This window comes from Leclercia sp., assembly GCF_036780805.1.
Lineage (GTDB): Bacteria > Pseudomonadota > Gammaproteobacteria > Enterobacterales > Enterobacteriaceae > Enterobacter.
Genome location: NZ_DAIQCE010000002.1, coordinates 75,008 through 90,172 on the forward strand (window position 1 = coordinate 75,008; position 15,165 = coordinate 90,172).

Annotated in this window: 14 protein-coding genes; 13 read left to right on the forward strand and 1 reads right to left on the reverse strand. The window is 55.2% G+C overall.

The genetic code is table 11. The features are described from left to right. Nucleotides 1-9: 9 nt before the first annotated feature. Nucleotides 10-1,794 (forward strand): filamentous hemagglutinin N-terminal domain-containing protein, encoded by a 1,785-nt coding sequence (locus V7Q49_RS09670; RefSeq protein ID WP_333850593.1) that lies wholly within the window; start codon nt 10-12, stop codon nt 1,792-1,794. 46 nt (nt 1,795-1,840) lie between these two features. Here the strand turns inward: V7Q49_RS09670 and V7Q49_RS09675 are convergent, their stop codons facing one another. Beyond that, complete coding sequence (locus V7Q49_RS09675) at nt 1,841-2,323, reverse strand: zinc ribbon-containing protein (RefSeq protein ID WP_333850596.1); 483 nt, start codon at nt 2,321-2,323, stop codon at nt 1,841-1,843. A gap of 213 nt (nt 2,324-2,536) precedes the next feature. Here V7Q49_RS09675 and leuS point away from each other — a divergent pair, with 213 nt between their 5' ends. From leuS to lipB, 12 genes are all read left to right on the forward strand, one after another. Then, nucleotides 2,537-5,119, forward strand: a complete 2,583-nt coding sequence (gene leuS, locus V7Q49_RS09680; protein WP_333850598.1) for a leucine--tRNA ligase — start codon at nt 2,537-2,539, stop codon at nt 5,117-5,119. 14 nt (nt 5,120-5,133) lie between these two features. Continuing rightward, entirely contained in the window at nt 5,134-5,712 is a 579-nt protein-coding gene (gene lptE / locus V7Q49_RS09685; RefSeq protein ID WP_333850600.1) for an LPS assembly lipoprotein LptE, read from the forward strand. Continuing rightward, nucleotides 5,712-6,743 carry a DNA polymerase III subunit delta gene (gene holA, locus V7Q49_RS09690; RefSeq protein WP_333850602.1) on the forward strand — a complete coding sequence of 344 codons (1,032 nt, stop codon included), beginning with the start codon at nt 5,712-5,714 and terminating at the stop codon, nt 6,741-6,743. Before lptE ends, holA begins: the two co-directional genes overlap by 1 nt. Before the next feature lie 3 nt (nt 6,744-6,746). Further along, nucleotides 6,747-7,400: a nicotinate-nucleotide adenylyltransferase gene (gene nadD / locus V7Q49_RS09695; RefSeq protein ID WP_333850604.1), complete on the forward strand. Its 654-nt coding sequence runs from the start codon at nt 6,747-6,749 to the stop codon at nt 7,398-7,400. A gap of 270 nt (nt 7,401-7,670) precedes the next feature. After that, nucleotides 7,671-7,988: a ribosome silencing factor gene (rsfS, locus tag V7Q49_RS09700; RefSeq protein WP_333850606.1), complete on the forward strand. Its 318-nt coding sequence runs from the start codon at nt 7,671-7,673 to the stop codon at nt 7,986-7,988. Nucleotides 7,989-7,991: 3 nt separating this feature from the next. Then, on the forward strand, nt 7,992-8,459 hold the full coding sequence (gene rlmH, locus V7Q49_RS09705) for a 23S rRNA (pseudouridine(1915)-N(3))-methyltransferase RlmH (RefSeq protein ID WP_003858701.1): 468 nt from the start codon (nt 7,992-7,994) through the stop codon (nt 8,457-8,459). Nucleotides 8,460-8,489: 30 nt separating this feature from the next. Continuing rightward, nucleotides 8,490-10,391 carry a peptidoglycan DD-transpeptidase MrdA gene (mrdA, locus tag V7Q49_RS09710; RefSeq protein WP_333850607.1) on the forward strand — a complete coding sequence of 634 codons (1,902 nt, stop codon included), beginning with the start codon at nt 8,490-8,492 and terminating at the stop codon, nt 10,389-10,391. 2 nt (nt 10,392-10,393) lie between these two features. Next, nucleotides 10,394-11,506, forward strand: a complete 1,113-nt coding sequence (mrdB, locus tag V7Q49_RS09715; RefSeq protein WP_333850609.1) for a peptidoglycan glycosyltransferase MrdB — start codon at nt 10,394-10,396, stop codon at nt 11,504-11,506. A 10-nt stretch (nt 11,507-11,516) separates the two neighbouring features. Continuing rightward, a complete protein-coding gene (gene rlpA, locus V7Q49_RS09720; protein WP_333850611.1) occupies nt 11,517-12,638 on the forward strand; it encodes an endolytic peptidoglycan transglycosylase RlpA in 1,122 nt (373 codons plus the stop codon). Between the two features lie 139 nt (nt 12,639-12,777). Then, entirely contained in the window at nt 12,778-13,989 is a 1,212-nt protein-coding gene (dacA, locus tag V7Q49_RS09725) for a D-alanyl-D-alanine carboxypeptidase DacA (protein ID WP_333850612.1), read from the forward strand. A gap of 106 nt (nt 13,990-14,095) precedes the next feature. Further along, nucleotides 14,096-14,359 carry a DUF493 family protein YbeD gene (ybeD, locus tag V7Q49_RS09730; RefSeq protein WP_003022706.1) on the forward strand — a complete coding sequence of 88 codons (264 nt, stop codon included), beginning with the start codon at nt 14,096-14,098 and terminating at the stop codon, nt 14,357-14,359. A 92-nt stretch (nt 14,360-14,451) separates the two neighbouring features. After that, complete coding sequence (gene lipB, locus V7Q49_RS09735) at nt 14,452-15,093, forward strand: lipoyl(octanoyl) transferase LipB (RefSeq protein ID WP_333850670.1); 642 nt, start codon at nt 14,452-14,454, stop codon at nt 15,091-15,093. Nucleotides 15,094-15,165: the final 72 nt, after the last annotated feature.

Consider the following 15,165-nt stretch of genomic DNA (forward strand, 5'->3'; position numbering starts at 1 on the left):
TCTTATTAAATGTTTAAATTTAAACTTTCTTATGTTGCACTTGCTACCGCATTAACCTCAACCTGTGTTCTCGCCGACCCGACCATTTATCTTCACCATTCCGGCGCCACCGTTGTTGATATTGAAGCACCGAATGCTGCAGGTGTTTCGCATAACATGTACCGTGAATTCAACGTTAATAATAAAGGGTTGATTCTTAATAACAGTGGCGCTGATGTGACACACAGTACCTTAGGCGGCATCGCAAAAAATAATAATCTCACGAATGGCGGTGCATCCGTCATCCTTAATGAAGTGATCTCCAATAAATCCAGTTCACTGAACGGCTTTATCGAAGTTAATGGTCAGAAAGCTGACGTGGTGATCGCTAACCCGAACGGTATTAGCTGCTCAGGTTGTAACTTCATTAACGCCAATAAGGTGGTGATGACCACCGGTAATGTTAATCTGGATAGCACCGGCGCCATTGCGAGTTATAACGTCACCGGTGGCAAAATTTCCGTGGATGCCTATGGCATGTATGCTAACGACAACTATGTCGCATTGCTGGCGGATACCATTAACCTGAATGGCATGGTTAACGCCAAAAACGCCACGATCAGCACCGGTAATTTCACCTTCGATAACACCACCGGCAGCGTGACCTCTCACGGTAAAACAGCAAACCTGCTGCAAACCATCATCCCTGAATACAGCCTCGACGTTTCCAGTCTCGGTGGCGTAAAAGCAGGCAGCATTACCATGGTGGGTAACAACCTGGGCTTTGGCGTGCGTAATAAAGGGTCCATCGTGGCGAATACCAGCCTCGCCATGGCCAGCAACGGCAGCCTGATCAACGAGGGGTCGATCACCAACAATGGTTACGTGGCTCAGATTGCCTCAGCCGGCACCTTGAAAAATAGCGGAACCATCTCTACCAAAAATATCGCCATGATCAGCAGCAATGGTGAACTCAACAACAGCGGTACCATCGCCAATAGTTCGCAGATGTCAATCACGACAGGCGGCAATATTGAGAATACCGGTACCATTAAAGCCAGCGAAAATCTGGTGGTTGCGACTAACGGCAACCTCAAAACCACCTATGGTTCGATGCTGAGCAGTGATAACACGCTCTCCGTTACAGCAATCGGTAACATCACCAACGGCGGTTCCACTCACGCGAAAGATACCACCGTACTTTTTGGCGGTGATAAACTCACAGTGACAGGGAATATTCACGGTACAGATAACCTGCTGATTAAGTCCTCTAATGGCGGCGTAACCCGGAATGGCGCTATCGTTAATGAAGGAAAAATCGCGGGCGATACCATCGAAATCGCTACCAATGGCAACATAAAAAACGCGAAAAACGGGGTTATCTCTGCAGGTAAGTCGATGAAGACACGCAGCTATTCCCTCGACAATGCTGGTTACATTGATGCTAATTATGCCAGCGTATTCATCGATAACTATTCCACCACCAACAGCGGCAGTATTGTCGGTTATAACCTTGAGTTCCTGACCTGGTTCGACATGCTCAACGAAAGCATAATCCAGGCGCATGGCGATCTGAAAATCAACACTCAGAAAAACGGTAAGTTCATTAACCGTGGTGGCGTCTATGCCGGATATACCATGACCTTGGCCGCGAAACAGGTCGTCAACGGGGGCTATAGCTGTGGTCTCTTCAGGACCTGTGGCGTAGGTTCGCTGAACGCCCAAAAACTGATTCTCAACTCCACCCATAAATATGCCTCCAACATGGGCGGAACGCAGAATTTCAAATCAACAGAGATCATCACCTATAAATAAGTGACACCTTAAAACGATGCGCAGAGCCTGCGCATCGTTTTACCTGTTAAGGTTCAAACGGCCGCCGCTGAAACTGGTCATGGCCGCATTTAGGACAGAGCGGTAGCGTCTCCGGCGTATAGATAGCCAGGTGAAAATGGCAGCTCTCGCACACCAGATTCCCCAGTCCGACCACCTCGCCGCTGTGATAGACACCGTGATGATTAAGATCCTGGAACACCTCACGCCACTCCAGCTGCGTCTTATCGGTGATATCCGCCAGCTCCTGCCACAGGCTCTCTTTAATCACCCGCATAAATACGCTGTCGGCGACCTCATCCTGGCTCTCTTCATAGCTGCGGGCGAACTCTTCCAGATCGCGGCGCACGGCACGGGTCACCTCTTCCACTTCGGTACGTGTTAACTCACCCGTCTGCGTCACCCTCAGGCGTGCCTGCTCGACAAGCGCATCGATATCACGCTCTCCATTACGCAGACGTTCAGTTAATGTGGCGACCAGTTCACGGTAAAATTGAGCAACCTTGTTCATCATTTGCCTCCCGGGTAAGTAACTCTCTCTAATGATAGACCTTATTTGCGCTCCGCTTTGTCAGCTCATCCACACTCTGCGTAAATTCCTGCAAGGCGCTTTTGAGGTAAAGGCTGTTTTGACGCGGACGTTTGGGCTATGCTATGCGGATCTGAAATACCACATCCATTGGCTACGTTTGTAGCTGTATTGAACACAGGACCACTGGCTGCCATGCAAGAGCAATACCGCCCGGAAGAGATAGAATCGAAAGTCCAGCAACACTGGGACGAGAAGCGCACTTTTGAAGTCACCGAAGACGAGAGCAAAGAGAAGTATTACTGCCTGTCGATGCTTCCCTATCCTTCTGGCCGACTACACATGGGCCACGTGCGTAACTACACCATCGGTGATGTGATTGCCCGCTATCAGCGCATGCTGGGTAAAAACGTCCTGCAGCCAATCGGCTGGGATGCGTTTGGCCTGCCGGCTGAAGGTGCTGCAGTAAAAAACAACACCGCGCCAGCACCATGGACCTACGACAACATCGCCTACATGAAAAACCAGCTCAAAATGCTGGGCTTTGGCTATGACTGGAGCCGTGAGCTGGCGACCTGCACCTCGGAATACTACCGCTGGGAGCAGAAGTTCTTCACCGAGCTCTACAAAAAAGGGCTGGTCTACAAGAAAACCTCCGCCGTTAACTGGTGCCCCAACGATCAGACCGTTCTCGCTAACGAACAGGTTATCGACGGCTGCTGCTGGCGCTGCGACACCAAAGTTGAGCGTAAAGAGATCCCGCAGTGGTTTATCAAAATCACCGCTTACGCGGACGAGCTGCTGAGCGATCTGGACAATCTGGATCACTGGCCAGATACCGTAAAAACCATGCAGCGCAACTGGATCGGCCGTTCTGAAGGGGTGGAAATCACCTTCAACGTTGAAAACTACGACCAGAAGCTGACCGTTTACACCACCCGCCCGGACACCTTCATGGGCGCGACCTACCTGGCCGTGGCCGCAGGTCACCCGCTGGCGCAGAAAGCGGCAGAGAACAATCCGGAACTGGCTGCCTTCATCGACGAATGCCGCAACACCAAAGTGGCCGAAGCCGATATGGCGACCATGGAGAAAAAAGGCGTTGCTACCGGTTTCTACGCCACGCACCCGCTGACCGGCGAAGCGATCCCGGTCTGGGCAGCCAACTTTGTGCTGATGGAGTACGGTACGGGCGCGGTGATGGCCGTTCCGGGTCACGATCAGCGCGACTACGAATTTGCCACCAAATACAACCTGGCCATCAAGCCGGTTATCCTCGCGGCAGACGGCTCTGAGCCGGATCTGTCTGAGCAGGCGCTGACCGAGAAAGGCACCCTGTTCAACTCCGGTGAATTCAGCGGCCTGAGCTTCGAAGAGGGCTTCAACGCCATTGCCGACAAGCTGGCGGCACTGGGCGTTGGCGAGCGTAAAGTTAACTACCGTCTGCGCGACTGGGGTGTTTCCCGTCAGCGTTACTGGGGCGCGCCAATCCCGATGGTCACCCTGGAAGATGGCACCGTGATCCCAACCCCGGAAGATCAGCTCCCGGTGATCCTGCCGGAAGACGTGGTCATGGACGGCATCACCAGCCCAATCAAAGCCGATCCTGAGTGGGCGAAAACCACCGTTAACGGCATGCCTGCGCTGCGTGAAACCGACACCTTCGACACCTTTATGGAGTCCTCCTGGTACTACGCGCGCTATACCTGCCCGCAGTATCAGGAAGGCATGCTGGATTCCGATGCAGCAAACTACTGGCTGCCGGTGGATATCTACATTGGCGGGATCGAACACGCCATCATGCACCTGCTCTACTTCCGCTTCTTCCACAAGCTGATGCGCGACGCAGGCCTAGTGACTTCTGACGAGCCAGCGAAACAGCTGCTGTGTCAGGGCATGGTGCTGGCAGATGCCTTCTACTACGTGGGTGCTAACGGCGAGCGTAACTGGGTCTCCCCGGTTGATGCCATCGTTGAGCGCGACGAGAAAGGCCGCATCGTTAAAGCGAAAGATGCTGCAGGTCATGAGCTGGTGTATACCGGCATGAGCAAAATGTCGAAGTCCAAAAACAACGGCATCGACCCGCAGGTGATGGTTGAGCGTTACGGTGCCGATACCGTGCGTCTGTTCATGATGTTTGCCTCCCCGGCAGACATGACCCTGGAGTGGCAGGAGTCCGGCGTTGAAGGGGCTAACCGCTTCCTGAAACGTGTCTGGAAACTGGTTTACGAGCACACCTCTCAGGGCGAGGCACCAGCACTGGATACCGCGGCGCTGACGGAAGATCAGCAGGCGCTGCGTCGTGATGTTCATAAAACTATTGCTAAAGTGACCGATGATATTGGTCGCCGTCAGACCTTCAATACCGCAATTGCGGCTATTATGGAATTGATGAACAAGCTGGCGAAAGCCCCGCAGGAAGGCGAGCAGGATCGTGCCTTAATGCGTGAAGCGCTGCTGGCGGTTGTCCGTATGCTGAACCCGTTCACCCCTCACGCCAGCTTTACCCTGTGGCAGGAGCTGAACGGTGAAGGCGATATCGACAATGCACCCTGGCCGGTGGCGGATGAATCCGCAATGGTGGAAAACACCACGCTGGTCGTCGTGCAGGTCAACGGCAAAGTTCGCGGTAAAATCACTGTTCCGGTTGATGCAACCGAAGAGCAGGTCCGCGAGCGTGCTGGCCAGGAACATCTGGTGGCGAAGTATCTCGATGGCGTTACCGTACGTAAAGTGATCTACGTGCCCGGTAAACTGCTGAACCTGGTCGTTGGCTAAGCGCGGGAGGAAGCGTGCGACAACTGGCAACATTACTGTTATCGCTGGCGGTGTTGGTCACCGCCGGCTGTGGCTGGCACCTGCGCAACACCACACAGGTGCCGGAAAAGATGAAAACGATGATTTTCGATTCGGGCGATCCAAATGGTCCGCTGAGCCGTGCCATTCGTAACCAGCTGCGTCTTAACGGCGTTGATCTGATCGAAAAAGGGACGCTGCGCCAGGATATACCGTCCTTCCGCGTATTGAGCTCTACCCTGAGCCAGGATACTGCTTCCATCTTCCAGGATGGTCGTACTGCGGAATACCAGATGGTGATGGAAGTGCACGCCGCGGTTCTGATCCCGGGTAGCGATATTTACCCGATCAGCACCAAGGTCTACCGTTCGTTCTTCGATAACCCACAGACTGCGCTGGCGAAAGATGCTGAGCAGTCCATTATCATCAACGAAATGTATGACAAGGCAGCGGAGCAGCTGATCCGTAAGCTGCCAAGCGTCCATACCGCTGAAAAAGAGAATGACCTTAAAGCTCAGCCTTCCGCTCAGCCAACGGCATCCTCACCTCGCGTCTCCACGACGCTGGGTCAGTAATGCTCAGGTTGTACCCTGAACAACTCCGCGCGCAGCTCAATGAAGGGCTGCGCGCGGCGTATCTGCTTCTCGGAAACGATCCTCTGCTGCTGCAGGAAAGCCAGGACGCCGTACGTCAGATGGCTGCGACCCAGGGCTTTGACGAGCACCACAGCTTCACACTGGATAACAGCACCGACTGGCAGGAGATTTTCTCCCTCTGCCAGGCGATGAGTCTGTTTGCCGCCCGGCAAACCCTGCTTATTCAGCTCCCGGAAAATGGCCCCAATGCGGCCCTCAATGAACAACTGGCCACGCTGGTGAGTCTGCTGCACAGCGATCTTCTGCTGATTGTGCGCGGCAACAAGCTGACCAAAGCCCAGGAGAATGCCGCCTGGTTTACGGCGCTGGCAAACCATTCGGTGCTGGTGACCTGCCAGACTCCGGAGCAGACCCATCTGCCGAAATGGGTGGCGGCCCGGGCAAAGCAGAACAATCTGCAGCTCGATGATGCGGCGAACCAGCTGCTCTGTTACTGCTACGAAGGCAACCTGCTGGCTCTGGCTCAGGCCCTCGAGCGGCTGTCGCTGCTCTGGCCGGATGGCAAGCTGACCCTGCCGCGCGTCGAGCAGGCGGTTAACGACGCGGCCCACTTCACCCCTTTCCATTGGGTTGATGCCCTGCTCTCAGCGAAGAGCAAGCGCGCCCTGCATATCCTGCAACAGCTGCGTCTTGAAGGCAGTGAGCCGGTGATCCTGCTCCGCACCTTACAACGGGAACTGTTGCTGCTGCTGACCCTGAAGCGTCAGTCAGCGCACACACCTCTGCGCACCCTTTTTGATAAACATCGGGTCTGGCAGAACCGTCGCGGCATGACCACCGAGGCCCTGAACCGCCTGAGCCCGGAACAGCTGCGTCAGGCCGTTCAGCTGCTGACGCGTACCGAGCTGACCCTCAAGCAGGATTACGGCCAGTCGATCTGGTCCGAGCTGGAAAGCCTTTCACTGCTGCTGTGCCACAAAGCGCTGGCCGATATTTTTATAGAAGGGTAAGAGATGCGCACTCTACAGGCCCTGTTTGGCGGCACCTTTGACCCGGTACACTACGGGCATCTGAAACCGGTCGAAATTCTGGCGAACCAGATTGGCCTGCAATGCGTCACTATTATGCCGAACAACGTGCCGCCGCACCGCCCGCAGCCCGAGGCCAGCCCTGCCCAGCGCAAAGCGATGCTGCAGCTGGCGATCGCCGATAAGCCGCTGTTTCGCCTTGATGAACGCGAGCTGCGCCGGGACACCCCGTCGTATACCGCCGAAACGCTGCAGGCGTGGCGCGCCGAACAGGGGCCGGAGACACCGCTGGCGTTTATCATCGGTCAGGACTCGCTGCTTAACTTCCCGAGCTGGTATCAGTATCAGACGATCCTCGATAACAGCCATCTGATCGTCTGTCGTCGCCCGGGCTATGCCCTGACGATGAAAGAGGAGCAGCATCAACGGTGGCTCGAGCAGCACCTGACGTATCAGGCTGAAGATCTGCATAGCCTGCCGGCCGGGAAAATCTTTCTGGCGGAAACACCGTGGTTTGATATTTCGGCCACCCTGATCCGCCAGCGTCTGCAGCAGGGGCTCCCCTGCGATGAGATGTTACCGGCTGCAGTGCTGCGTTACATTCAACAGCAGGGTCTGTATCAGAAAAGCAGCAACTGACTGGATGGCGGGAGAAAAAGCGCGCCATTCGCGCTCTCGCCATTGACACCCCCGTCCAGGCTGATATCCTCCGCTGCCAGACTTCCCGCCAGCACTGTTTTACAAAAACTGTTTTACAAAAATGGCGATGCAATCTCCGGCATAGGGTGGGATGATACCCGCCTTCGCAGGCCCGTCCGGTGACATTTGTCCCGACACTGCGGCCAGTTCAGGTATACTGTCTGGCTACGAATTTACAGTTATTCAATCTCACTTTCCCAGGGGGAAAACTTGCAGGGTAAAGCACTCCAGGATTTTGTTATCGACAAAATTGATGATCTGAAAGGTCAGGACATCATCACCATCGACGTTCAGGGCAAATCAAGCATCACCGATTGCATGATTATCTGCACCGGTACCTCCACTCGCCATGTGGCTTCCATCGCTGACCATGTGGTTCAGGAATCCCGCGCCGCCGGTATGCTGCCGCTGGGCGTAGAAGGCGAAGCGACCGCTGACTGGGTCGTTGTTGACCTTGGCGATGTGATTGTCCACGTCATGCAGGAAGAGAGCCGTCGTCTGTATGAGCTGGAAAAACTCTGGGGTTAATGCGTGAAGCTGCAACTGGTAGCCGTCGGCACAAAAATGCCCGACTGGGTACAAACGGGGTTTACCGAATATCTGCGTCGTTTTCCGAAAGACATGCCGTTTGAGCTGGTGGAGATCCCCGCCGGCAAACGCGGCAAAAACGCAGATATCAAACGCATTCTCGACAAAGAGGGTGAACTGATGCTGGCTGCCGCAGGCAAAAACCGCATCGTCACGCTCGATATTCCGGGCAAGCCCTGGGATACACCGCAGCTGGCGCATGAACTGGAGCGCTGGAAGCAGGACGGTCGCGACGTCAGCCTGTTAATTGGCGGTCCGGAGGGGTTATCTCCCGCCTGCAAAGCGGCAGCAGAACAGAGTTGGTCTCTCTCCGCGCTGACGCTGCCCCACCCGCTGGTTCGGGTGTTGGTTGCTGAAAGTCTCTATCGCGCGTGGAGCATCACGACTAACCATCCTTATCACCGTGAGTAATGATGACGTCCTGGATAAATTAAGCAGCGGATGAAACTACAGAATTCTTTTCGCGACTATACGGCTGAGTCCGCGCTGTTTGTGCGCCGGGCGCTGGTCGCCTTTTTGGGGATTTTGCTGCTGACTGGCGTGCTGATCGCCAACCTCTATAATCTGCAGATTGTCCGTTTTACCGATTACCAGACCCGCTCCAACGAAAACCGCATCAAACTCGTCCCCATCGCCCCCAGCCGCGGCATTATCTACGATCGCAACGGTACGCCACTGGCGCTGAACCGCACGATCTACCAGATTGAAATGATGCCCGAAAAGGTCGATAACGTGCAGGATACGCTCGACGCGCTGCGCAGCGTGGTCGATCTCAATGATGACGATATTGCCGCCTTTAAAAAAGAGCGCTCCCGCTCGCATCGCTTTACGTCGATCCCGGTAAAAACCAACCTCACCGAGGTGCAGGTTGCCCGTTTCGCCGTGAACCAGTACCGCTTCCCCGGTGTGGAAGTCAAAGGCTACAAACGCCGTTTCTATCCGTACGGCTCTGCCCTGACGCACGTCATCGGCTATGTTTCGAAAATTAACGATAAAGACGTCGACAGGCTGGACAAAGACGGCAAGCTCGCCAACTACGCGGCGACGCACGATATCGGCAAGCTGGGCATTGAGCGCTACTACGAAGATATGCTCCACGGCCAGACCGGTTACGAAGAGGTTGAAGTCAACAACCGTGGCCGGGTGATCCGCCAGCTGAAAGAGGTGCCGCCTCAGGCCGGGCATGACATCTATCTGACTCTGGATCTTAAACTCCAGCAGTATGTTGAAACCCTGCTGGCTGGCAGCCGTGCGGCGGTCATTGTGAGCGACCCGCGCAGCGGCAGCATTCTGGCGCTGGTTTCGACCCCAAGCTATGACCCGAACCTGTTTGTCGATGGCATCTCCAGCAAGGACTATGCTGGCCTGCTCAACGATCCGAACACGCCGCTGGTAAACCGCGCGACGCAGGGTGTCTATCCGCCAGCCTCGACGGTGAAACCTTATGTGGCGGTCTCCGCGCTGAGCGCCGGGGTGATCACCCGCAATACCGGCCTCTTCGATCCGGGCTGGTGGCAGTTGCCTGGCTCTGAAAAACGCTACCGCGACTGGAAGAAGTGGGGCCACGGTCATCTGAACGTTACCAAATCGCTGGAGGAGTCGGCAGATACCTTCTTCTATCAGGTTGCCTACGACATGGGCATCGACCGTCTGTCGGAATGGATGGGCAAATTTGGCTATGGTCATTACACCGGTATCGACCTGTCAGAAGAGCGTTCCGGCAACATGCCAACCCGTGAATGGAAGCTGAAACGCTTTAAAAAACCCTGGTATCAAGGGGACACCATTCCGGTGGGGATCGGCCAGGGTTACTGGACCGCCACCCCAATCCAGATGAACAAAGCGCTGATGATCCTTATCAATGACGGGGTGGTGAAAGTGCCACATCTGCTGATGAGCACCGTCGAAGACGGCAAAAAAGTGCCCTGGTCGCAGCCGCACGAGCCGCCGGTGGGCGATATCCATTCCGGTTACTGGGAAATTGCCAAAGACGGGATGTACGGCGTAGCCAACCGTGCGAACGGCACGGCGCACAAGTACTTTGCCGGCGCACCTTATAAAATCGCGGCGAAATCCGGTACCGCTCAGGTCTTTGGCCTGAAAGCGAACGAAACCTATAACGCGCATAAAATCGCTGAACGTCTGCGTGACCATAAGCTGATGATTGCGTTTGCTCCATACGATAACCCGCAGGTCGCCGTGTCGATTATTCTGGAAAACGGCGGTGCAGGCCCGGCGGTCGGTACCATCATGCGCCAGATCCTTGACCACATCATGCTGGGTGATAACAACACTGAATTGCCGAGTGAAAGCCCGGCTGCCGCCGGCGCGGAGGACCAATAATCGTGACGGATAATCCGAATAAAAAATCGCTGTGGGACAAGATCCACATCGACCCCGCCATGCTGCTGATCCTGCTGGCCCTTCTGGTCTACAGTGCGCTGGTCATCTGGAGCGCCAGCGGCCAGGATCTCGGCATGACGGAACGTAAGATCGGCCAGATCGCTATGGGCCTGGTGATCATGGTGGTGATGGCGCAGATCCCTCCGCGGGTCTACGAGGGCTGGGCGCCCTATCTTTATATTTTCTGTATTATTCTGCTGGTGGCGGTGGATGCCTTTGGCGCCATCTCAAAAGGGGCGCAGCGCTGGCTCGACCTCGGTATTGTGCGCTTTCAGCCCTCAGAGATTGCGAAAATCGCCGTCCCCCTGATGGTGGCGCGCTTCATTAACCGTGACGTTTGCCCGCCGTCGTTGAAAAACACCGCTATCGCACTGGTGCTGATCTTCCTGCCGACGCTGCTGGTGGCCGCGCAGCCGGACCTCGGCACCTCGATTCTGATCGCCCTCTCCGGCCTGTTCGTGCTGTTCCTTTCCGGGCTGAGCTGGCGGCTTATTGGCATTGCGGTGGTGCTGGTCGCCGCCTTTATCCCGATCCTGTGGTTCTTCCTGATGCACGATTATCAGCGCCAGCGCGTGATGATGTTGTTGGATCCGGAGAGCGACCCGCTCGGAGCAGGCTATCATATTATACAGTCGAAGATTGCGATCGGCTCTGGCGGCCTGCGCGGTAAGGGCTGGCTGCACGGTACCCAGTCGCAGCTTGAGTTTCTGCCCGAACGCCACACCGACTTTATCTTCGCGGTTCTGGCGGAAGAGTTAGGCCTGGTCGGGATATTGATCCTGCTGGCGCTGTACCTGCTGTTAATCATGCGCGGATTATGGATAGCCGCCCGGGCGCAAACCACCTTTGGCCGCGTGATGGCCGGTGGCTTGATGTTGATTTTATTCGTTTATGTTTTCGTAAATATTGGTATGGTGAGCGGTATTCTGCCGGTGGTAGGCGTACCGCTTCCGCTGGTGAGTTACGGAGGCTCGGCCCTGATTGTTCTGATGGCCGGGTTCGGGATCGTCATGTCGATCCACACACACAGAAAAATGTTGTCAAAAAGCGTATAAGGGGCACGCAATGCGTAAGCAGTGGTCTGGGATCTGCATCGCAGTGAGTTTACTGGCAGCCTGTACAAGTGACGATGGTCAGCAGCAAGCGACCGTCGCACCGGCGCAGCCGGCAGTTTGTAATGGTCCGGTCGTTGAGATCAGCGGAGCCGATCCGCGTTTTGAACCGCTGAGCGCTACCGCCAATCAGGATTACGAACGCGACGGTAAAAGCTACAAAATTGTTCAGGATCTTTCCCGATTCAGTCAGGCAGGCCTGGCGGCTATTTATGATGCCGAGCCGGGAAGCAACCTGACCGCCAGCGGCGAAGCGTTTGACCCGATGCAGCTCACCGCTGCGCACCCGACGCTGCCGATCCCGAGCTATGCGCGTATCACCAACCTGGCGAACGGCCGGATGATCGTGGTGCGTATCAACGATCGCGGCCCTTACGGCAACGATCGTGCGATCTCGCTGTCGCGCGCCGCGGCCGACCGCCTGAATACCTCTAATAACACCAAAGTGCGTATCGACCCGATTATTGTCGCTCAGGACGGTACGCTCTCCGGCCCGGGTATGGCCTGTACTACCGTGGCTAAACAGACCTATGCCCTGCCCGCGCGTCCCGATCTGAGTGGCGGTATGGGTAGTGCGTCGTCCGTTTCCGAACCTGCGCCACAGGGTGACGTGCGTCCCATCAGTAACGACACGCTGAAAAGCGAAGACAGCATGGGCGCGCCGGTCAGCAGCAGCGGCTTCCTTGGCGCTCCGACTACCCTCGCTCCTGGCGTGCTGGAAGGCAGCGAACCGCCTGCCCCTCAGCCGGTGGTCGCCGCGCCGGTGAACCAGACGGCACCGGTCACGGCCCCTGTTACCGCACCGACTCAGGCTCCGGTTACGGCCCCCGTTTCTGCCCCAGCCCAGGCCGGCGGCTACGTCGTTCAGGTTGGCGCGGTCAGCGACCAGGCGCGTGCCCAGCAGTATCAGCAGCGCCTCGGCCAGCAGTTTGGCGTGCCGGGTCGCGTTGAGCAAAATGGCGCGGTATGGCGTATTCAGCTAGGCCCGTTTGCCAGCAAATCTCAGGCGGCGGCTTTACAGCAACGTCTGCAGAATGAAGCGCAGTTACAGTCATTTATCGCTGTTGCAAAATGATTAATCAGCGGTATCCGAATTGTCATTATTTGTCATGTTGATTCACACTCTCATGCGGAAAGTCGGATGCCTGCCTGTATAGCATTTGCTATAGTAAGGCACTTTTTTTAATTCCATCACGGATGTCGTTGTTCTGACCATGAAGACCACTTTCTCCGCTCGTTTTATGCAGCGCATGGCGCTCACTACGGCGCTTTGCGCAGCCACGCTCTCCGTTGCTCACGCCGATGACCTGAATATCAAGACCATGATCCCGGGCGTTCCGCAGATCGACGCGGAATCCTACATCCTGATCGATTACAACTCCGGCAAAGTGTTGGCTGAACAGAACGCGGATTCACGACGCGACCCGGCCAGTCTGACCAAAATGATGACCAGCTACGTCATCGGTCAGGCCATGAAAGCAGGTAAATTCAAAGAAACCGACCTGGTGACCATCGGTAACGATGCGTGGGCCACCGGCAACCCGGTGTTTAAAGGCTCATCTCTGATGTTCCTGAAACCCGGCATGCAGGTTCCTGTTTCCCAGCTGATCCGTGGTATCAACCTGCAGTCCGGTAACGACGCCTGCGTGGCGATGGCAGACTTTGCCGCGGGTAGCCAGGACGCCTTCGTCGGCCTGATGAACAGCTATGTCACCGCGCTGGGCCTGAAAAACAGCCACTTCCAGACCGTACACGGCCTGGATGCTGACGGTCAGTACAGCTCCGCACGCGATATGGCCCTCATTGGCCAGGCGCTGATCCGTGACGTGCCGAACGAATACACCATCTATAAAGAGAAAGAGTTTACCTTTAACGGTATTCGTCAGACCAACCGCAACGGCCTGCTGTGGGATAACAGCCTGAACGTTGACGGCATCAAAACCGGTCACACCGACAAAGCCGGCTACAACCTGGTGGCCTCTGCCACCGAAGGCCAGATGCGTTTGATCTCTGCGGTAATGGGTGGCCGTACCTTCAAAGGACGTGAAACCGAGAGTAAAAAACTGCTGACCTGGGGCTTCCGCTTCTTCGAAACCGTGAACCCACTGAAAGCGGGCAAAGAGTTCGCCTCTGAGCCGGTCTGGTTTGGTGATAACGATCGCGCCTCTCTGGGCGTCGATAAAGATCTCTACCTGACAATCCCACGCGGCCGCATGAAAGATCTGAAGGCCAGCTATGTGCTGAACGCCAGCGAGCTGCACGCCCCGCTGAAGAAAAACCAGGTTGTGGGCACGATTAACTTCCAGCTCGATGGCAAAACCATCGATCAGCGCCCACTGGTGGTGCTGGACGAAATCCCGGAAGGCAATTTCTTCGGCAAAATCATTGATTACATTAAATTGATGTTCCATCACTGGTTTGGTTAAGAATTGAACACTTGAAAGTGTGATTTCCATCCCCATATACTATGTAACCTGATAACTCCCACCCGATGTGGGAGTTATTATTTTTTGACGTACTGCCGGAGCTTACATGAAAACCAAACTTAACGAACTGCTTGAATTCCCTACTCCTTTTACTTACAAAGTAATGGGACAGGCGTTGCCTGAGCTGGTTGATCAGGTGGTTGAAGTGGTACAGCGCCATGCGCCAGGCGACTACTCTCCGACGGTGAAACCAAGCAGCAAAGGCAACTACCATTCCGTGTCTATCACCATCACGGCAACGCATATTGAACAAGTCGAGACGCTGTACGAAGAGCTCGGTAATATCGATATCGTACGTATGGTGCTGTAACGCCTTTCGGTTACCCGCATCGCCGGGTAACCTGTTTCCCCTCTGTGATATACTCCCCGCTACAGTTTGTCCCTTCGTTCGGAGATATCGTTTTGTATCAGGATACTATTCTCGTCCGCCAGCTTGGGCTGCAGCCCTATGAACCTGTCTCCCAGGCTATGCATGCATTCACTGACACGCGCGACGAGAACACGCTGGATGAGATCTGGCTGGTAGAGCATCCCCCGGTGTTTACCCAGGGTCAGGCCGGAAAAGCAGAGCATCTGCTGATGCCTGGCGACATCCCGGTGATCCAGAGCGATCGTGGCGGGCAAATTACCTATCACGGGCCGGGACAACAGGTGATGTATGTCCTGCTCAATTTAAAACGCAGGAAGCTCGGCGTGCGCGAACTGGTGACCCTGCTTGAACAGACGGTGGTCAATACGCTGGCGGAATTTGATATTGATGCGCACCCGCGTGCGGATGCGCCTGGCGTCTATGTCGGCGAAAAGAAAATATGTTCACTGGGTCTGCGTATTCGTAAAGGATGCTCTTTTCACGGCCTTGCATTAAATATCAATATGGACCTTTCACCTTTCCAGCGAATCAATCCGTGCGGTTATGCCGGGATGGAAATGGCGCAAATGCATCAGTGGGTAGAGAACATTACCCCAGAAATTGCACGGCCTCATTTGATTAATGCTTTTTTAGCGCGGCTTAACAATCCACCCCATAAATATATTCCTGCTTAATTAACGGTTCCGGTTGGCTCATTATTTGATGGGCCATTCTTATTTCAGGCCTTTTACGCTTTACAACAATCC